This is a genomic window from Tenacibaculum sp. UWU-22, from assembly GCF_041021355.1.
Taxonomy (GTDB): Bacteria; Bacteroidota; Bacteroidia; order Flavobacteriales; family Flavobacteriaceae; genus Polaribacter.
Genome location: NZ_JBFNGP010000001.1, coordinates 62,638 through 82,108 on the forward strand (window position 1 = coordinate 62,638; position 19,471 = coordinate 82,108).

Annotated in this window: 15 protein-coding genes; 14 read left to right on the top strand and 1 reads right to left on the bottom strand. The window is 31.0% G+C overall.

What is annotated here, in order from left to right:
* Nucleotides 1-53 precede the first annotated feature (53 nt).
* The 5 genes from AB2B44_RS00300 to AB2B44_RS00320 all read left to right on the top strand — a co-directional run bounded on the left by AB2B44_RS00300 (nucleotide 54) and on the right by AB2B44_RS00320 (nucleotide 8,651).
* A complete protein-coding gene (locus AB2B44_RS00300; RefSeq protein ID WP_369047560.1) occupies nucleotides 54-1,808 on the top strand; it encodes an ABC transporter ATP-binding protein in 1,755 nt (584 codons plus the stop codon).
* 78 nt (nucleotides 1,809-1,886) lie between these two features.
* On the top strand, nucleotides 1,887-2,261 hold the full coding sequence (locus AB2B44_RS00305; RefSeq protein WP_369047561.1) for a PUR family DNA/RNA-binding protein: 375 nt from the start codon (nucleotides 1,887-1,889) through the stop codon (nucleotides 2,259-2,261).
* Nucleotides 2,262-2,458: 197 nt separating this feature from the next.
* On the top strand, nucleotides 2,459-3,166 hold the full coding sequence (locus AB2B44_RS00310; protein WP_369047562.1) for a TIGR00730 family Rossman fold protein: 708 nt from the start codon (nucleotides 2,459-2,461) through the stop codon (nucleotides 3,164-3,166).
* 103 nt (nucleotides 3,167-3,269) lie between these two features.
* Entirely contained in the window at nucleotides 3,270-6,077 is a 2,808-nt protein-coding gene (locus AB2B44_RS00315) for an aminopeptidase (protein WP_369047563.1), read from the top strand.
* A 120-nt stretch (nucleotides 6,078-6,197) separates the two neighbouring features.
* The gene (locus AB2B44_RS00320) at nucleotides 6,198-8,651 is read left to right on the top strand and encodes a thiamine pyrophosphate-dependent enzyme (protein ID WP_369047564.1); all 2,454 of its coding nucleotides are present in this window, start codon (nucleotides 6,198-6,200) and stop codon (nucleotides 8,649-8,651) included.
* On the opposite strand, the gene AB2B44_RS00325 is transcribed toward AB2B44_RS00320, so the two are convergent.
* Nucleotides 8,648-9,925 carry a DUF2851 family protein gene (locus tag AB2B44_RS00325; protein ID WP_369047565.1) on the bottom strand — a complete coding sequence of 426 codons (1,278 nt, stop codon included), beginning with the start codon at nucleotides 9,923-9,925 and terminating at the stop codon, nucleotides 8,648-8,650. The genes AB2B44_RS00320 and AB2B44_RS00325 overlap by 4 nt on opposite strands.
* Nucleotides 9,926-10,016: 91 nt before the next feature.
* Between AB2B44_RS00325 and AB2B44_RS00330 the strand changes: the two genes are divergently transcribed.
* From AB2B44_RS00330 to AB2B44_RS00370, 9 genes are all read left to right on the top strand, one after another.
* On the top strand, nucleotides 10,017-10,649 hold the full coding sequence (locus AB2B44_RS00330; RefSeq protein WP_369047566.1) for an NAD(P)H-dependent oxidoreductase: 633 nt from the start codon (nucleotides 10,017-10,019) through the stop codon (nucleotides 10,647-10,649).
* Between the two features lie 29 nt (nucleotides 10,650-10,678).
* Nucleotides 10,679-12,160 carry an aminoacyl-histidine dipeptidase gene (locus tag AB2B44_RS00335; protein WP_369047567.1) on the top strand — a complete coding sequence of 494 codons (1,482 nt, stop codon included), beginning with the start codon at nucleotides 10,679-10,681 and terminating at the stop codon, nucleotides 12,158-12,160.
* Between the two features lie 107 nt (nucleotides 12,161-12,267).
* Nucleotides 12,268-13,032 (top strand): ParA family protein, encoded by a 765-nt coding sequence (locus AB2B44_RS00340; protein WP_369047568.1) that lies wholly within the window; start codon nucleotides 12,268-12,270, stop codon nucleotides 13,030-13,032.
* A gap of 1 nt (nucleotide 13,033) precedes the next feature.
* Nucleotides 13,034-13,921 (top strand): ParB/RepB/Spo0J family partition protein, encoded by an 888-nt coding sequence (locus tag AB2B44_RS00345; RefSeq protein ID WP_369047569.1) that lies wholly within the window; start codon nucleotides 13,034-13,036, stop codon nucleotides 13,919-13,921.
* Between the two features lies 1 nt (nucleotide 13,922).
* Entirely contained in the window at nucleotides 13,923-14,501 is a 579-nt protein-coding gene (locus AB2B44_RS00350) for a DUF5683 domain-containing protein (protein ID WP_369047570.1), read from the top strand.
* Between the two features lie 2 nt (nucleotides 14,502-14,503).
* Nucleotides 14,504-15,205: a 4-hydroxy-tetrahydrodipicolinate reductase gene (gene dapB / locus AB2B44_RS00355; protein ID WP_369047571.1), complete on the top strand. Its 702-nt coding sequence runs from the start codon at nucleotides 14,504-14,506 to the stop codon at nucleotides 15,203-15,205.
* Between the two features lie 73 nt (nucleotides 15,206-15,278).
* The gene (lepB, locus tag AB2B44_RS00360; RefSeq protein WP_369047572.1) at nucleotides 15,279-16,826 is read left to right on the top strand and encodes a signal peptidase I; all 1,548 of its coding nucleotides are present in this window, start codon (nucleotides 15,279-15,281) and stop codon (nucleotides 16,824-16,826) included.
* Between the two features lie 43 nt (nucleotides 16,827-16,869).
* Nucleotides 16,870-17,493 (top strand): WbqC family protein, encoded by a 624-nt coding sequence (locus tag AB2B44_RS00365; protein WP_369047573.1) that lies wholly within the window; start codon nucleotides 16,870-16,872, stop codon nucleotides 17,491-17,493.
* Between the two features lie 144 nt (nucleotides 17,494-17,637).
* Nucleotides 17,638-19,434 carry a hypothetical protein gene (locus tag AB2B44_RS00370; protein WP_369047574.1) on the top strand — a complete coding sequence of 599 codons (1,797 nt, stop codon included), beginning with the start codon at nucleotides 17,638-17,640 and terminating at the stop codon, nucleotides 19,432-19,434.
* Nucleotides 19,435-19,471 lie beyond the last annotated feature (37 nt).

Sequence of the window (19,471 nt, forward strand, 5' to 3'; positions counted from 1 at the left end):
CCTGTATCTTCGCCATATAAATACAAATTTGTTTATAGCCTTAAATTTAGTTAATGAGAGCCCTACAATACTTAAATAAATATTTTGTAAAATATAAATGGCGGTTACTTATTGGTATAGTAATAACTATTATTTCTAAATTTTTTATTTTAAAAGTGCCTGATTTTATTGGTAATTCTTTTGATGTTATTGAAGATTATTTAAATGGCACAGTAACCGACATAGCTGCAGTAAAACACCAGCTCATTATCAATATTTTATTAATTATTGGTGCAGCCATTTTAGCTGGTTTTTTAACTTTTTTAATGCGACAAACCCTAATTGTTACATCTCATTTTATTGTATTTGATTTAAAAAACGAAATTTACGAGCAATACCAACGATTGTCTACTAACTTTTATAAAAAAAATAGAACAGGCGATTTAATGAATAGAATTAGTGAAGATGTTTCTAAAGTACGAATGTATTTTGGTCCCGCACTAATGTACACTACCAACATGATTATTTTATTTGCCATAGGCTTTTATAAAATGATTAGTATAAACTTACAGTTAACCTTATATACCTTACTCCCTTTTCCAATTTTATCAATTTCTATTTTTGTAGTAAGTAAAATTATTAATAAGCGTAGCACCATTGTACAGCAATACTTATCAAAATTAACCACTTATAATCAAGAGTTTTTTTCTGGAATAAATGTGGTTAAATCATATGGAATAGAAAAAGTTGTAATCGAAAATTTTGAAGAACTTGCTAGTGAAAGTAAAGAAAAAAATATAGACCTATATAAAGTGCAGGCTTTATTTTTTCCGTTAATGATTCTACTTATAGGCATTAGCAATTTATTGGTTGTTTACATCGGTGGGCGACAATATATAAACGGAGAAATTCAAATGAGTGTAATTGTTGAATTTCTTTTGTACATAAATATTTTAACATGGCCAGTAGCTATTATTGGCTGGGTTACCTCTATGATTCAACAGGCAGAAGCCTCACAACAACGAATTAACGAGTTTTTAAAACAAGAGCCCGAAATTAAAAACACAACAAATCAACACACAAACATCAAAGGCAAAGTAACTTTTAAAAATGTTTCTCTAACCTATAGCGACACAGGTATTACCGCTTTAAAAAATATTAATTTCACTGTAAATGCTGGAGAAGTATTAGCTATTTTAGGAAGCACGGGCTCTGGAAAATCATCAATTGTAAATTTAATTGTTCGACTCTACGACCCTACAGACGGAACCATTTTTATAGATGAAACACCTTTGAAAGATTGTAACTTAAATGATATCCGCAAACAAATTGGTTTTGTACCTCAAAATCCATTTTTATTTTCCGATACCATTAAAAACAATATAAAATTCGGTAAAAATAATGCTACTGAGCAAGAAATTATTACTGCTGCAAAAAATGCCGCTGTTCACAAAAATATCATGCAATTTAACAACCAGTATGAGACCGTTTTAGGAGAAAGAGGAATTACACTCTCTGGCGGACAAAAACAACGTATATCAATAGCTAGAGCCATTATAAAAGATCCTAAAATATTAATTTTTGACGATTGCCTTTCTGCAGTAGATACAGAAACCGAAGAACAAATACTAACCAACTTAAAAAAAGTATCTAAAAACAAAACTACTTTTATTATTAGTCACCGAATTTCTTCGGCAAAAAATGCTGATAAAATCATCATTCTAGACAAAGGCAAGATAATACAACAAGGCACTCATAATCAACTAATAACACAAAACGGATATTATAAAAATTTATACCAACAACAACTTTTAGAAAAAGAAATTTAATCTTTAACTATGACAAGTAAAATATTTTGTTAGATTTGTCTGACAATTTTATATCAACAACAACTATATTTAGAAATTATGAACGAGAGAGTTGAACAAGAAGAAATTTTTTCGCAAGTATTAAGAGCTGGTAGAAGAACCTATTTTTTTGACGTAAGATCTACTAAAGCTAACGACTATTACTTAACCGTAACCGAAAGTAAAAAGTTTACACACGACGATGGTTCGTTTCACTATCAAAAACATAAAATTTATCTTTACAAAGAAGATTTTTCTGATTTTCAAGAAATGCTTACTAAAGCAACCGATTTTATTGTAAACGAAAAAGGAAGCGAAGTAATTAGTGAACGCCACCAAAAAGATTATAAAAAAGAGGTAAAAGAAGACGAGGTTGAACAAACAACAGAATCAGCAACTGAAAACTTTACCAATGTGTCATTCGATGATATTTAAAAAATATCAATTACCTCGAATACTAAAATCTATTTTTTTTAACACAAACTTTTGTAGCGGTTTTTAACCTTTCTACAAAAGTTTGTTGTTTCTATATATTTTAAAACATTACAATCGTCTTTATTTATAAATCAAAGAGATAACACAGAACTTCTTAAACAAATTCAACTTTTTTAGCTTTAATACAAAATAATTAGATGACAAGCGACGACAGAAAAATACGGGAAAAACTACAACAAAAAACTTGGAATGAAGTAAAAACAAATGATAGTTGGGCTATATTTAAAATTATGGCAGAGTTTGTAGAGGGTTACGAACGTCTAAGTAAAATAGGCCCCTGTGTTTCTATTTTTGGTTCTGCTCGTACAAAACCCGACCATCCTTATTATAAACTAGCAGAAGAAATTGCCTATAAACTTACTCAAAACGGTTTTGGAATTATTACTGGTGGCGGCCCTGGAATTATGGAAGCTGGCAATAAAGGAGCCAATAGAGGTAAAGGAATATCTGTAGGCTTAAATATAGATTTACCATTTGAACAACACGACAATCCGTGGATAGACAGTGGAAAAAGTTTAGACTTCGATTACTTTTTTGTTCGTAAAGTAATGTTTGTAAAATATTCGCAAGGGTTTGTAGTAATGCCCGGTGGTTTTGGCACAATGGATGAACTTTTTGAGGCCATTACCTTAATTCAAACTAAAAAAATCGGAAGATTTCCTATCGTGTTAGTTGGTACAAAATTTTGGAGTGGACTAATCTCTTGGGTTAAAGACACCTTACTAGAAGAAAGCAATATCAGCCCCGAAGATTTAAATTTATTTAGACTGGTAGACACTGCCGATGAAGCTGTTGAACATTTTAATAAGTTTTATGCTAAATATAAAATACGGCATAATTTTTAAAACAACAACACACTACAACTCACAAATAAAAAAAACTAACTTAAAAAAACATTCAATTTGTATAGAATAACATTATTTTAGCTCGTTTCTTTTATTTTTAATTTTGAATTACAAACTATTCATAACAACCTTTTTTATTATCGTGTGTGGCAATTTTATTACCGCACAAACCAACTCCATAAATATAAATGCCCTATTAAACGACAATAAAAAAGAATTAAAAATTGAGCAGAAAATTGTTTTCCATAATTCATCTGACACAATACTTAATCGTATTTTTTTACACAACTGGGCAAATAGCTTTTCTAACAATGAAACTCCGTTAGCAAAACGTTTTATAGAAGATTACCGTAGCGATTTTTATTTTTCAAAGCAAAAAAATAAAGGCTTTTCAAAAATAAATCAGATAACAGTTAATGATAGTTTTACAACTTACAAAATAGTAAAAAACCATCCCGACATAATTGAAATTAAGCTTTCTCAACCATTAAACCCAAACGACCACATTACTATTTCGGCTGTATACACCGTCAAAGTACCATCAGCAAGTTTTACGGGTTTTGGCAAAACAAAAACAGGTTATCACCTACGTTATTGGTATTTAACCCCCGCCGTATATAAAAACGAATGGCAATTAATGAGCAACCTAAACATGGACGATTTATATGCTAACATTGCCGATTTTACAATACAAATTAACACACCAAAAAAATATTATTTAGAAAGTAATTTATATAAATATGTTACTGAAGAAAACAACACCAAGCATTTTTATTTATTAGGCAAAAAACAAAAAGATATTATTATAGACCTAGATACTTTAAAAAAATATAAATCATTCAAAACCAAAAACATCGAAATAAAAACTGATTTTTTCGATACCAAGATAGATTATCAAAAAACCACCGAAATTATAAAAAAAGAAGTTGATTTTATTCAAGATTATCTAGGCAGATATCCATATAAACAATTATTTATAGATCGTAATTCTGTTGAAAAAAATTTATTACATAATATCTATAGCCTACCTAAATGGCTAAAACCTTTTCCTGAAAATTTTCGTTGGGAAATGAGTTTTTTCAAAGCAATGCTTATTAAATACATAGATGATGCGCTATTGGTAAACAAAAGAACTGATTATTGGTTAAACGATGGAATATTAACTTTTTTAATGATAGAATATGTAAATAAATATTACCCCGATTTAACTATTTTGGGCAAATACTCTAACTACTGGCCTATAAAAGGCTACACCATTGCCAAATTAAAACAAAACGACAAATACCCTTTTGTATACTTATTTAGTAGTCGAAATTTTTACGATCAATCGCTTACTACACCAGCAGACTCTCTCTCTAACTTTAATAGAAAAATAGTAAGTAAATACAAAGCTGGGTTAGGGTTTAAATACCTACAAGATTATATCGGTGAAGATGCATTAAAAAAAACATTCAAATCTTTTTATTATAAAAACAAATTAAAATTAACCGATAGCAAACAATTTTTAAATACGCTTAACAAAAATACCGATAAAAATTTAACATGGTTTAAAACCAATTATATCGACACCAATAAAAAACTCGATTATAAAATAACAAAAATTACTCGTAATAAAGACTCTATTGAAGTTACTATAAAAAACAAAAAGAAAACAATAGCCCCTATTGGTCTATATGGAGTAAAAGATAAAAAAATAAAATTCAAAAAATGGATTGACAGAATAGACTCTACAAAAACCATTAAAATACCTCGTGGCGACTTTGATAGGGTTGCTATAAATTACGAACGCCTATATCCTGAATACAACTTATTAAATAATTATAAAAAAATAGATAATAAACTAATTAACAAACCATTACAACTAAGGCTTTATAAAGACATTCAAGACCCTTATTATTCTCAAGTTTTTTACAAACCTGTTGTTGGGTATAATTTATACGACGGTATTATATTAGGCGTTAATTTTAATAATCAGCCTATTTTAGCTCGTAATTTTAAATACAGTATAACCCCAAATTACAGCTTTAAAAGTAAACAAGTTACTGGAAGTTACTTGTTTACCTATAACCAATATATAAATTCTAATATATACAAAATAGATTATAGTATCGGCGGCAACTATTATCATTATGCACCTAATTTAGGATACACCTCTTTTATACCATCGGTTACGATTGAATTTAATAGAAAGTCACTACGAGATTTAGATAAAAAATACCTCACATCTCGTTTAGTTTTTATCAACAAAGAAGTAAACGATAGCGTAACGGCTACTGATCACGATAAATATAACATATTAAATTTTAGATACACCTATAGTAATCCGGGAGTTATTCGTGGTTTAAAGTATGCTATCAATACTGAATTTGGCAACAGTTTTACTAAGTTTTCTACCGATATTCGATACTTAAAACGAATAACACCCAATAAACGATTTTCAATACGCCTATTTGGCGGCTTCTTTATAAACAACAAGTCTAAAAGCAATTACTTTAGTTTTGGATTAAATAGAGGTTCTGATTATTTATTCGAACAAAACCTGTTCGGAAGATCAGAAAATTCTGGCTTATTTAGTCAACAATATGTAATTGCTGATGGTGGTTTTAAATCTAACTTTAAAAACTCTTTCGCTAACGAAACAATACTTTCAGTTAATACCAGTATCGGTATTTGGAAATGGGTAGAGTTTTACAACGATGGTGCAATGCTAAAAAACCATAATGAAAATCCTCACTTTTTTTACGAAAATGGTATTCGTTTAAATTTTATACCTCAAGCTTTCGAATTTTACCTTCCTATATACACCAATAATGGTTTTGAGTTTAACAACAACTATTTCTCTAAAATAAAATTTATTATTACTACAGATGTAGGCAGAATATACAACTATATTCGCAGAGGATTATTTTAAATAATACAAAAAAAATCATTTTTATCTCTAATAATTACGATATTAACAATAAAACGAACCTTTTTTTAATTTCAATTAAAAAGCACTACCTTTGTCAAAAGGTTACAATCGTTTTTTATTATGCTACACGAAGAACTTACTGCTACTCAACCCAAACTTTCTTTTAACGACTTTAAAAACGAAGTATTACACGATTATAAAATTGCTCGTATAAGTCGCGAATGCAGTTTATTAGGTAGACGAGAAGTATTAACTGGAAAAGCAAAATTTGGAATTTTTGGTGATGGTAAAGAAGTACCTCAATTGGCAATGGCTAAAGCCTTTAAAAATGGCGATTTTAGGTCAGGCTATTACCGAGATCAAACCTTTATGATGGCTATTGGCGAGCTAACAGCCCAACAGTTTTTTGCAGGTTTATATGCACACCCTGATATTACGATTGAACCCATGTCGGCAGGTCGACAAATGGGAGGGCATTTTACAACCCACTCTTTAAACCCAGATGGAAGCTGGAAAAACTTAACTCAACAAAAAAATTCATCAACCGATATTTCTCCTACCGCAGCTCAAATGCCTCGTTTATTAGGGTTAGCACACGCTTCAAAAGTATATCGAAACCTAGAAGAACTAAAAAGTGAAACCCAGTTTTCTATTAATGGAAACGAAGTTGCTTGGGGTACCATTGGAAATGCTAGCACTAGCGAAGGCTTATTTTTCGAAACCATAAATGCTGGCGGGGTACTACAAGTACCCATGATAACCAGTATTTGGGACGATGAATATGGTATTTCAGTACACGCCAAACATCAAACCACAAAAGAAAATATTTCTGAAATTTTAAAAGGTTTTCAGCGAGAAAAAAACACCAATGGATACGAAATATTTGTAGTAAATGGTTGGGATTACGTACAACTCATAGATGTATATAACAAAGCCGCTAAAATTGCAAGAACTGAACATATCCCCGTAATTATTCACGTTAAAGAATTAACCCAACCTCAAGGACATTCTACCTCTGGATCACACGAAAGATATAAAAGCAAAGAGCGATTACAATGGGAAAAAGAACACGATTGCATACAAAAAATGCGTCAATGGATTTTAGACTTTGAATTGCAAGATGAAAATGGAAACAGCTTAAAATTCATTAACTCAGAAGAAGAAATTATCCAGATTGAAAAAGAAGCTAAAAAAGAAGTAATTAATGCAAAAAAAACAGCTTGGAACGCCTTTATTAGTGAGGTTAAAGCTGATGCAGATATAGCAATAACGCTATTAGAAAAAGTAGCTAAAAAAAGCACTAATGGCAACTTTATTACCAAATGTAAAAACGATTTACAAGAAATTAAAGAACCCGTTAGAAAAGATATATTAGTAGCGGTACGTAAAGCACTACGTTATATAAAAGACGAAGAATTTTCAGAAAAAAAAGAACTTCAATCGTTTATTCAAAATTATTTAAAAAACGAAAGTCAAAAATACAATTCACATTTAATAAGTGAAAGCAAATTTTCTCCCCTTAATATTACTGAAGTAGCTCCTACCTACGGTGATGAGAAAAAAATAGTAGATGCTCGTATTATCATGCGCGACAATTTTGAAGCTATTTTAAAAAAACATCCTAAAGTTATCATTTTTGGAGAAGATGCTGGATATATTGGCGATGTAAACCAAGGGTTAGAAGGCTTACAACATAAATTTGGAAACCTTAGAGTTTCTGACACAGGTATTCGAGAAGCTACTATTATAGGGCAAGGAATAGGTATGGCTTTACGCGGCTTACGCCCCATTGCTGAAATTCAATATTTAGATTATATACTCTACGCTCTTCAAATTTTAAGTGATGATTTAGCAACCTTGCAGTACCGCACTGTTGGCAAGCAAAAAGCACCATTAATTATTAGAACAAGAGGACATCGGTTAGAAGGAATTTGGCATGCTGGATCACCTATGGGAAGCATTATTAATATCATTAGAGGCATACATGTATTAGTGCCTAGAAATATGACTAAAGCAGCTGGATTTTATAACACTTTATTAGAAGGTGACGACCCTGGCTTAGTAGTAGAATGTTTAAATGGATATCGTTTAAAAGAAGAACTACCTAGTAATTTGGGCGATTTTAAAACGCCTATTGGAGTTGTAGAAACTATTGTAGAAGGAACCGATATTACGGTACTTTCTTACGGCTCAACATTAAAAATTGTTGAAGAAGCAGTAAAAGATTTAGCTCAAATTGGTATTAAAGTTGAATTAATAGACGCGCAAAGTTTATTGCCTTTTGATATTCATCACGACACCGTAAAATCTATTGCCAAAACAAATCGTTTATTAATTGTAGACGAAGATGTTCCAGGAGGTGCTTCTGCTTATTTATTACAAGAAATTATAGAAACTCAAGACGCTTATCAATATTTAGACAGCAAACCTCAAACCTTAACTGCAAAAGCGCATAGACCTGCATACGGTACCGATGGTGATTATTTTTCTAAACCTTCAGCCGAAGATATTTTTGAAAAAATATATGAAATAATGCACGAAGCAGACCCTAAAAAATACAAAAGTTTATATTAATTATTTTTCAATAAAGCAACCCCTACAGCGCATTCTAAACAACGTTTTGGTTTGCAATACTTATTTTTAAGCTCTAACAATGCCTGACTCTCTAAAGCATTGTTTGCTGTTATATTTAGTGCTGAAAATCTTGAAATAATACTGTTTTTCTCGGCAGTTATCTGCTTAATTAAACTTAAAAAAACTTCTTCTTGTAAAGCCCCTCTTTCTTTTAGATATTGAAATTTTAAAGGTAAAATTGTATTAATCAACAATAAGTCTACAAACAACTTAGTAATTCTTTTTTGATATTTTTTAGAAACTGTTTCAAATGTATAGTGTGTTTTCCAAAAAAAATCTACTTCTACAGAAAAAATAGCATAAAAATCATTTATCGTATTACACGCTAAAAGCATCGAAAATAAACTTTTATGTTGGCTATATAACGCCGCTAATTGGGCTATTCGAATAGTTGGAAAATTAGCTGGTCGCATTCTAAAAAACTGAAATAACTGATTTTTTATAGGCTTTAATTGATATTTATGCTTTAAAAAAGCATACAATTCTTTTAAAGTTCTGTAATAATCTTCTTCATTATCTTTCTCTAAAAATCCAGCTTGTCCAAACAACAGTGCAGAAATGTACTGTTTATTATACTGTATTTTTTGTAATACCGAAAAATCAAATGATTCAGCCATTGCTAAAAAAGCCTCTGCGTTAACTTTTAAACCAAAGTTTTTAGCTAATAATTTAAACAATACCGCTTCGTAATTTCCTTTCGATTTAATTAACAATTCTTCTATTACCGTTGCTTTATTTTGTAGGCGTTCAAAAAACAATCGCTCTAACCAATTTTCGATTAAAAAAGAATCTATTGTTTTAATTTGATGCTCACAAGAAATCCATTGTTGTTGTTGTTTTGAAAATAATTTTTTGTAGTTTTTTAATATATTCTTATCAACCCAATCTTTTAATACTAAAGTTGGCAATGGTTTATTATTTTTCATAAATACAACTGCATCATGCTGCCAAACCACATGTAAAATTACCGCATCATAATTAACATCTTTTTCATGTTGGTGCAAATACCAATCAGACGTATTTACATGAATTTCTATATTTCCACACCAAATTTGTTCTTCAATTTTTAGCTTCGCATTTAAAAAATCAGGTCCCGAATTACGATTATAACTCCCTGCATTTAAAACCCTAATTTCTCTATTATCTATTGTTTTTATAGTGGTAGTTGAAAACAATTTATACTGCCAAATGTAATGTAAAAACGCCTCTTTCATATTAATGCATTAGGTTATCAATTTACAAAAAAACCATTATTTATTATTATTGTTTAATACCTTACTTTTGTTGTTTAAAAAATTACAGTTAATGAATAGTATTGATAGCTTAAAATGGCGATATGCTGTTAAAAAATTCGACGAAACCAAATTACTTTCAAACGAAAAAATCAACCTACTTAAAAAGGCTTTTAATTTAACACCAACTTCTTATGGGTTACAACCCGTAAAACTGGTTATTATCAAAAATAAAGAATTACAAAAAAAATTAGTTCAACATTCTTGGAATCAAGAGCAAATAGCACAAGCCTCACACTTATTCGTAATTTGTGTTCCTAAAAAATTCACCACTAAAGCAGTTGAAGATTATTTTAATTTAGTAAAAGAAATTAGAAACACCCCTGACGAGATTTTAAATCCGTTTAAAGATTTTTTAATTGATGAGGTCGCGAAAAAATCGCAAGAAGAATTGTTTCAATGGAACAAAAATCAAGCCTACATAACATTAGGTAATTTATTAACTGTATGTGCTATCGAAAAAATAGATGCCTGCCCTATCGAAGGCTTTTCTTCAGAAGAATATAACAAAATTTTAAACTTAGACGCCCACAACCTACAATCGGTTTTAGTATTACCTGTTGGTTTTAGAGCAAATGATTGTTATATGAAAGATTTAGAAAAGGTTAGAAAAAAGACTACTGATATTGTCATTGAAATCTCGTAACTTAGCCCCCAAAACCTAAAACACCAACAATGAACTCTGCAATACGCAAGCTTGAACCTAAAGTAATTTGGAATCATTTTACTGACCTAAATGCAGTGCCTCGCGCCTCTAAAAAAGAAGAAAAAATTATTCAATTTATGGTCGATTTTGGCAATAGCCTTAATTTAAAAACCCAAGTAGATACTGTAGGAAATGTTATTATTCAAAAACCAGCCTCTACAGGCATGGAAAATAGAAAAACAGTTATTTTACAAGGGCATTTAGATATGGTACATCAAAAAAATGCCGATACCAATTTTGATTTTAATACCGAGGGTATAAAAATGTATGTCGATGGCGATTGGGTAAAAGCAAAAGGAACCACATTAGGAGCTGACAATGGATTAGGGGTTGCTGCCATTATGGCGATTTTGTCGTCTAACAACATAGCTCACCCTGCTATAGAAGCACTATTTACAATAGATGAAGAAACAGGAATGACTGGTGCTATGGGACTTAAAGCTGGTGAATTACAAGGCGAAATATTATTAAATTTAGACACCGAAGAAGATGACGAAATTGGCATGGGTTGTGCAGGCGGTATCGATATAACAGCAGAGCGAAATTACACTGAAGAAACAACCCCCAAAAACACTATTGCTTACGAAATTTCAGTAACTGGACTTAACGGAGGGCACTCAGGCATGGATATTCATAAAGGATTAGGCAACGCCAATAAAATTATGAATCGATTGTTATACAATGGTTTCGAACATTTTGGTTTACGAATCTGTGAAATTAATGGTGGCGGATTACGCAATGCGATACCTCGTGAAAGTTTTTCGACTGTAGTGATTGATAAAATTTCGAAAGAGTCTTTTTTATTTGAAACAAACGAACTTATTAACAACATAAAACAAGAGTTTTTAACCTTAGAGCCCGAACTTTCTATTGAACTAAAAGAAGTTGACACCCCTAAAAAAGTAATGGATTTAGGTGTACAAGAAGGTTTTATTAAAGCTATTTACGCAGCTCTAAACGGTGTTTATAAAATGAGTAGCGACATTAAAGGCTTAGTAGAAACATCTAACAATATTGCTCGTATAATTGCAAAACAAGGCTCAATTACAATAAACTGCTTAACACGCTCATCTTCTGAAACCAATAAATTAGATTTAGCAAACTCATTACGATCTGTATTTGAATTAGCAGGTTTCGAAGTAACTTTTTCAGGCTCATATCCTGGTTGGCAACCCAATATAAATTCAGAAATTTTAAAAATTATTTCAGACTTATATGAAAAATTAAATGGCGAAAAAGCTCATGTTGCTGCTTGTCATGCTGGCTTAGAATGTGGCATTTTAAAACAAAATTACCCAAATGTCGACATGGTTTCATTTGGCCCTAATATTAAAGGAGCACACTCACCTGACGAACGTGCACAAATTTCATCAACCCAAAAATTTTGGGCTTTTTTACAAGAAATTCTTAAAAATATTCCCCTAAAAAACAATACCACATCATCACAGTAAATTGTTTAAATAAATTATACTTTTTTTTATGATTTTTGTTAACATCTTTCGCTAAAAAAAGTCATAAATAATTGTAATTTTACTTTTTACTAAATAAAACTATATACATGGGTAAAGTTATTGCCATAGCAAACCAAAAAGGAGGCGTAGGAAAAACCACTACTACGGTTAATTTAGCTGCTTCTTTAGGGGTTTTAGAAAAAAAAGTGTTATTAATTGATGCAGACCCTCAAGCTAATGCTTCATCTGGCTTAGGACTTAATATTGATGAAATTTCTACAGGAACCTATCAGGTTTTTGAACATTCTATTGCTGCTAAAGATGCTATTGTAAGTACCAACTCTCCAAATGTAGACATTATACCCGCACATATTGATTTAGTAGCCATAGAAATAGAATTGGTTGACAAAGAAAATAGAGAGTACATGTTAAAAAAAGCGATTGCTGATTTAAAAAGCGAGTACGATTTTATTTTAATAGACTGTGCCCCATCATTAGGATTAATTACTTTAAACTCACTTGTAGCTGCCGACTCTGTACTTATTCCTATACAATGCGAATATTTTGCATTAGAAGGATTAGGAAAGTTGTTAAACACCATTAAAAGTGTACAAAAAATTCATAATCCCGACTTAGATATTGAAGGCTTACTACTTACTATGTTCGACAGCCGTTTACGACTTTCTAATCAAGTAGTAGATGAAGTTCGAAAACATTTTAACACAATGGTTTTTGACACTATTATTCGACGAAATATACGCTTGGGAGAAGCCCCTAGTTATGGTGAAAGCATTATAACCTATGACGCCACTAGTAAAGGTGCTGTAAATTACTTAAATTTGGCGAACGAACTTTTAAAGAAAAACGCATAAAATGGCAAAAGCAACAAAGAAGCAAGCATTAGGACGAGGATTATCTGCTTTATTAAAAGAAACCGTAGAAGTTACTTCTGCTAATGATAAAAATGCCGATAAAGTAGTTGGTAATATTATTGAAATTGATTTAGATTTAATAGCAGTAAACCCCTACCAACCACGAACTTATTTTGATGAAGAAGCCTTACGTGAATTAGCCAGTTCTATTCGAGAATTAGGAGTTATTCAACCCATTACCGTACGAAAATTATCAGGTGAAAAATTTCAATTAGTATCAGGTGAGCGACGTTTTAGAGCTTCTAAACTAATTGGCAATAAAACCATACCTGCCTATATTAGAATTGCCAACGACCAAGAAATGCTAGAAATGGCATTGGTAGAAAATATTCAACGTAAAAATTTAGACCCTATTGAAGTTGCGTTATCATACCAACGTTTAATTGAAGAAATTAATCTAACACAAGAAGAATTAAGTGTTCGGGTAGGCAAAAAACGATCAACTGTTGCTAACTATTTACGGTTATTAAAATTAGACCCCATTATACAAACAGGTATGCGCGACGGATTTATTTCTATGGGGCATGGTAGAGCTTTAATTAATATAGAAAGCACTCAAGATCAACTAACGATTTACGAAAAAATTTTACGCGATAAGCTATCGGTGCGTCAAACCGAAGAATTAGTAAAAAACTTAAAATCGGGCAACCTTACAAAAACGGCTAAAAAGAAACAACTGCCTAAATTTGTTAAAGATAACATAGAAGAGTTAAACCATTTTTTTGGGCATAAAATAACTATTTTAGCAAATCAAAAAGGAAAAGGAAAAATAACAATTCCGTTTAATTCTGAAGAAGATTTTAACCGTATTAAAAACTTACTAAAATAAGTTGTTTACTCGTAAATTCATAACGTTAATCTGCATAGTATTTTTTACTATATCTGTAACGGCACAAAAAGATTCTACTGTTATAAAAACAAAACAACAACTTATAAAAAGTAGTAGATATAATCCGCTTTCACCTTCAAAAGCTGCTTTTTTCTCAGCCGTTTTTCCTGGAGGAGGGCAAATTTATAACAAAAAATACTGGAAAGCTCCTATTGTATGGGCAGCCATAGGTACTAGTATTTATTTTTACGTAGACAATAGCAATGCATACGACCGGTATAGAAAAGCTTTTAAACTACGCAAACAAGGTTTACAAGACGAGTTTACTTTAGATGATGGTACGGTTTTACTATCTACTGCTGGTTTAGAAAACGCACAAAAAGTTTTACGTAAAAATAAAGATTTATCATTACTTGTTGGAGCACTACTATATGTTTTGCAAATTGTTGAAGCAAGTGTAAATGCACATTTATTACAATTTGACACCAACGATAATTTATCAATAAACACAACAATAACACCAGATCCAATATTTGTGGAAGCCCCCAAAGTTGGACTCTCTTTTAAATATTCTTTTTAAATATGAAAATTGCCTTATTAGGTTACGGAAAAATGGGTAAAGAAATTGAAAAAATTGCTTTACAAAGAGGTCATGAAATAGTAATAAAATTTTCTGGCGTTGAAAAATTTGACATTACTACTGCCGATATTGGTATAGATTTTAGCATACCAACAATAGCGTACAGTAATATTACAAGTTGTATAGAAAATAATGTACCTGTAGTTTCAGGAACTACAGGATGGTTAAAAAACTATGACAAAGTAGTTGATTTATGTACCCAAAAAAATGGTGCTTTTATCTACGCTTCTAATTTTAGTTTAGGGGTAAACATTTTTTTTGAGTTGAACAAACAACTGGCTAAAATGATGAGCACCTTAAATGATTATCAGGTAAGTATTGAAGAAATACACCATACAAAAAAATTAGATGCGCCAAGTGGTACAGCAATAACCCTAGCAGAAGGTATTATTGAAAACTCACAAAAAAAAGAATGGCAACTCGACAAAAGTACCACTAACGAAGTAATACCTATTATAGCAAAACGAATCGACGATGTTCCTGGAACGCATACTATTACTTATAGCTCTGATATAGACACTATTGATATTACCCATACAGCACATAATAGAAAAGGGTTTGCACTAGGAGCCGTAATTGCCGCCGAATGGTTGGTTGATAAGAAAGGGGTGCATACAATGAAAGACGTGTTAAATATACGTTAAACAACGTGGCAAAAAACATTTAAACAAGCAAATATTTTAACTTCCGCCCTTACGGAAAAAAAGTAAAGAAATTATGACACTTAGCCAATGGTTTTTATTTTTCTTAGCAATAACAATCATTCACTTTTTAGCAACTTGGAAATTATATATAAAAGCAGGTAAAAAAGCATGGGAAGCTGCTATTCCTATATATAACGGAATAGTATTGTTAGATATTATTAAACGTCCAAAATGGTGGATTATATTGCTTTTTATACCTATAGTAAACTTATTAATGTTTCCTATAATATGGATAGAAACATGTCGTAGTTTTGGTTTTAATAAGCGATTAGATACTTTTTTAGTATTACTAACCTTAGGCTTTTATATCTATTACATTAATTATTTTACTGATGCCAAGTATATAAAAAACCGTAGCTTAAAACCTCAATCAGCACTTGGCGAATGGGTTAGTTCTATTTCTTTTGCTATTATTGCCGCAACATTAGTGCATACCTACATTATGCAGCCTTACACCATACCCACCTCGTCATTAGAAAAAACGTTATTGGTAGGTGATTATTTATTTGTAAGTAAATTTCATTACGGGGCTCGTGTACCCATGACCGTATTTGCCGCTCCAATGGTACATGACAGTTTGCCTATAGTTAAAACAAAATCGTATTTAAAACGCCCTCAATTACCTTATATGCGATTGCCTAGTTTTCAAAAAATAAAACGCAACGATATTGTAGTATTTAGTTGGCCTGCAGATACCTTAGCAACTATGTGGGGCGATCATTCGGGTAAGTTTACCTACAAGCCCATTGATAAAAAAACAAATTATGTAAAACGTTGTGTGGGTATACCAGGCGATAGCTTAAGCATAAAAGATGGTTACGTATATATAAACGGAAAAAAAACAGTACTACCAGACCGAGCAAAACCACAATGGTTCTTTACTGTTGACACTAACGGAAAACACTTTAGTCAAGAGGAAATTAAACGCTATAATATACGTGAAGGGCGTATTCAAGGAGATAAATACGATTTAAACTTAACGGATGATGAGGCCGCTCTAATAGCTAAAAATCCAATTGTAAAAAGCATTACAAAGAACATAGAGCCTGCTGGTAATTACCATGAAGACCTTTTTCCTCACGATAGTCGATATCGATGGTCGACAGATAATTATGGCCCTATTTATATTCCTCAAAAAGGAGCCACTGTTGCACTTAACACCAAAACCATTCCGTTTTACGAACAAATTATTAAAAACTACGAAAATAATAATTTAGTAATTCAAGGCGATTATATTTATATCAACGGTAAAAAAGCTGATTCATACACGTTTAAGCAAGATTATTATTGGATGATGGGAGACAACCGACAAAACTCATTAGATGCACGCTATTGGGGCTATGTACCTTTTGATCATGTGGTGGGTAAACCTGTTATGATTTGGTTAAGTTGGGACCCTAGTATATCTATTTTAAATTTACCTGCTAAAATAAAATCAATCCGTTGGAATAGAATGTTTACTACCGTTGGCGGTAGTGGTAAACCTGTTTCGTACCTATGGGTAGTTATGGTAGTAATTGGTGTGTATTTTGCTTATAGTTTTTTCAAAAAGAAAAAATAAATAATACGATTTATAATTTTAATTATACCATTATTATAGAGAAATGAGTTTATTTATACCCACCTACTTCTCTCCTATTATACAGTATGCTACTATTATAAATACTGATAAAATTACTTTTGAAGTAGAAGACAACTTTCAAAAACAAACTTATAGAAACCGCTGTTATATATATGGCGCCAATGGTAAACAATTACTAAACATACCCGTAAAACACACCGCTTCTACAAAAAGAAAAAAAACAAAAGATACTTTAGTTGAAAATAATTTTAATTGGCAAAGTCAACATTTAAAATCGTTACAAGCGGCCTATCGATCTTCGCCCTTTTTTGAGTTTTACGAAGATGATTTACTTCCTATTTTCACTAAAAAATATACTTATTTAATCGATGTAACAATTGATACTTTTTTATTTTTAACGGATGCCCTGCAAATTTCATCAGCTTATACCAAAACTATTGAATACGAAATTACCCCTTCAATTAACGATTATAGAAATTTAGCCATAGCTAAAAATGGCGTAACCCTCATAATGAAACCATATGTACAAATGTTTGACGACAAACATGGTTTTATTCCTAATTTATCTATACTCGATTTATTATTTATGGAAGGCCCAAATACTTTAAGTCTTTTAGAGAACATATCTGAAAATCTAAAAAAATAAATTTTAGTTTTCATTAAACTACAGCTGTTTTCAGCTCTTTTTTTTTGTGAAAGATAGGTTAGATCTAAATCATTAACATGATAAATATCATAAAAAATAACGCCAACCATTTATACCTTGCGCCCCTATTTTTGTAGATAACAAATGAATAATACACATACTTTTCACATCCCTGTAATGGGAATAGGTTTTACGATAGACTCTCCTCTTAAAGTTTCTAAATACGGAATTGACTCTGTTATTTCTTTAGTAGACGATATTTTAATAGAGAAAATGAGAAAAATGTATTGCTCAAAATTTAAATTTCCTTACGAAGAAATCACAGACAAAACTGAAGATTTTAGAGCCCAAAGAATTACGTCTTATTTAAACTTGATAAAAAAAATATCAGAAAATAAATTTGAAGAATTTAAAAATATAACTACCGCTACAAAAGAATCGGTTAGCGATTTTTTTAGTATGATTTCTAACACCTCTGCTTTAAAACAAGAGTTTATAAAACTAACCCATAAAAAGTACGATTTTGATGAAGTAAGTACGTGGTTGCGAGAAAATTTAAAAATGGGGTCGATAGATGTTAATATAATGACAAAGGTTGATAAAGACAACTACACTAAAGATGAAAAATTACCCATTAAATATAACGATGCTCATGCCGCATTAAGAGGTTACGCTAATAGCAATGTAAACTCATCTATAATATTTTCTGCAGGCATGAACCCTCGTTTATATTCGTATTTAGAGCAGTTCGAAGATTTTTACCCCGATGAAAAAGGTGTTATTAAAAAGAAAGTAGTTTTAAAAGTAAGTGATTACCGTTCAGCTTTAATTCAAGGAAGATTTTTAGCAAAAAAAGGTATTTGGGTATCTGAATATCGAATAGAGTCTGGTTTAAATTGCGGAGGACATGCTTTTGCTACTGACGGTTATTTATTAGGCCCCGTTTTAGAAGAATTTAAAGAGAAAAGAGAAGAATTACAACAAAGCCTTCAAAAGGTTTTATTTGATGCTTTAGCACGAAAAGAATATAACGTTCCAAAAACAGAAATGTCATTTAAAATTTCTGCGCAAGGAGGTGTAGGTACAGCTGTAGAACACGAATTTTTATTAACACATTACAATATTGATTCGGTGGGTTGGGGCTCTCCTTTTTTATTAGTACCCGAAGCAACAACTGTAGACACCAAAACCTTAGACAAATTGGTTAAGGCCAAAGAAGAAGATGTATATTTAAGTAATATATCTCCATTAGGAGTTCCTTTCAATAGCTTAAAAGGCAATACAAAAGATTTAGAAAAAGAAACATTTATAAAAAAAGGCCGACCTGGTAGTTCATGCCCTAAAAAATTTGTTGCTTTAAACAAAGAATTTGCAGAAAAAGGAATGTGTATAGCTTCAAGGCAATACCAACACTTAAAAATTAAAGAATTAGAAAGTAAAAATCTAACTAAAAATAATTTTGAAAAGGCATACGCTAAAATTGTAGAAAAAGCCTGTACGTGTGTAGGGCTAGGTACTAGTGCTTTACTTGCTCACAACCTTGACACAAAAACAGAAGGAAAAGGAGTATCAATTTGCCCAGGACCTAATATTGCTTATTTTTCTAAAAAAATGAGTCTTCAAGAAATTGTAAAAACTATTTACAATCCACAAGTTAAAGTGACGAGTAACAACAGACCTAATATGTTTGTTAAAGAACTACAAATTTATATTACCTATTTAAAAGACAAGATAAATGAGAGTTCAGAAAATATTTCAGAAAAACAAAAAAAATATTTTTCAACATTTACTGAAAATTTAAAAAGAGGTATTAACTATTACACTGATTTATTTACTGAAAACAGTAAAATTGAAGAAAAAGTTAGTATTTTAAATGATTTAGAAAAAAATAGAAAAGTACTCAACAGCTTAAGTTTAGCTATAGAAAAGCTACCTTGTTAAAAATAAATTGTAGTTTTTAGGCTTCAAAATCAACCAC

What these genes read in the sequence shown, in the direction of transcription:
- AB2B44_RS00300 (WP_369047560.1), top strand. Translation starts at nt 54, where the DNA reads ATGAGAGCCCTACAATACTTAAATAAATATTTTGTAAAATATAAATGG.
- AB2B44_RS00305 (WP_369047561.1), top strand. Translation starts at nt 1,887, where the DNA reads ATGAACGAGAGAGTTGAACAAGAAGAAATTTTTTCGCAAGTATTAAGA.
- AB2B44_RS00310 (WP_369047562.1), top strand. Translation starts at nt 2,459, where the DNA reads ATGACAAGCGACGACAGAAAAATACGGGAAAAACTACAACAAAAAACT.
- AB2B44_RS00320 (WP_369047564.1), top strand. Translation starts at nt 6,198, where the DNA reads ATGCTACACGAAGAACTTACTGCTACTCAACCCAAACTTTCTTTTAAC.
- AB2B44_RS00325 (WP_369047565.1), bottom strand. Translation starts at nt 9,925, where the DNA reads ATGAAAGAGGCGTTTTTACATTACATTTGGCAGTATAAATTGTTTTCA.
- AB2B44_RS00330 (WP_369047566.1), top strand. Translation starts at nt 10,017, where the DNA reads ATGAATAGTATTGATAGCTTAAAATGGCGATATGCTGTTAAAAAATTC.
- AB2B44_RS00335 (WP_369047567.1), top strand. Translation starts at nt 10,679, where the DNA reads ATGAACTCTGCAATACGCAAGCTTGAACCTAAAGTAATTTGGAATCAT.
- AB2B44_RS00340 (WP_369047568.1), top strand. Translation starts at nt 12,268, where the DNA reads ATGGGTAAAGTTATTGCCATAGCAAACCAAAAAGGAGGCGTAGGAAAA.
- AB2B44_RS00345 (WP_369047569.1), top strand. Translation starts at nt 13,034, where the DNA reads ATGGCAAAAGCAACAAAGAAGCAAGCATTAGGACGAGGATTATCTGCT.
- dapB (WP_369047571.1), top strand. Translation starts at nt 14,504, where the DNA reads ATGAAAATTGCCTTATTAGGTTACGGAAAAATGGGTAAAGAAATTGAA.
- lepB (WP_369047572.1), top strand. Translation starts at nt 15,279, where the DNA reads ATGACACTTAGCCAATGGTTTTTATTTTTCTTAGCAATAACAATCATT.
- AB2B44_RS00365 (WP_369047573.1), top strand. Translation starts at nt 16,870, where the DNA reads ATGAGTTTATTTATACCCACCTACTTCTCTCCTATTATACAGTATGCT.
- AB2B44_RS00370 (WP_369047574.1), top strand. Translation starts at nt 17,638, where the DNA reads ATGAATAATACACATACTTTTCACATCCCTGTAATGGGAATAGGTTTT.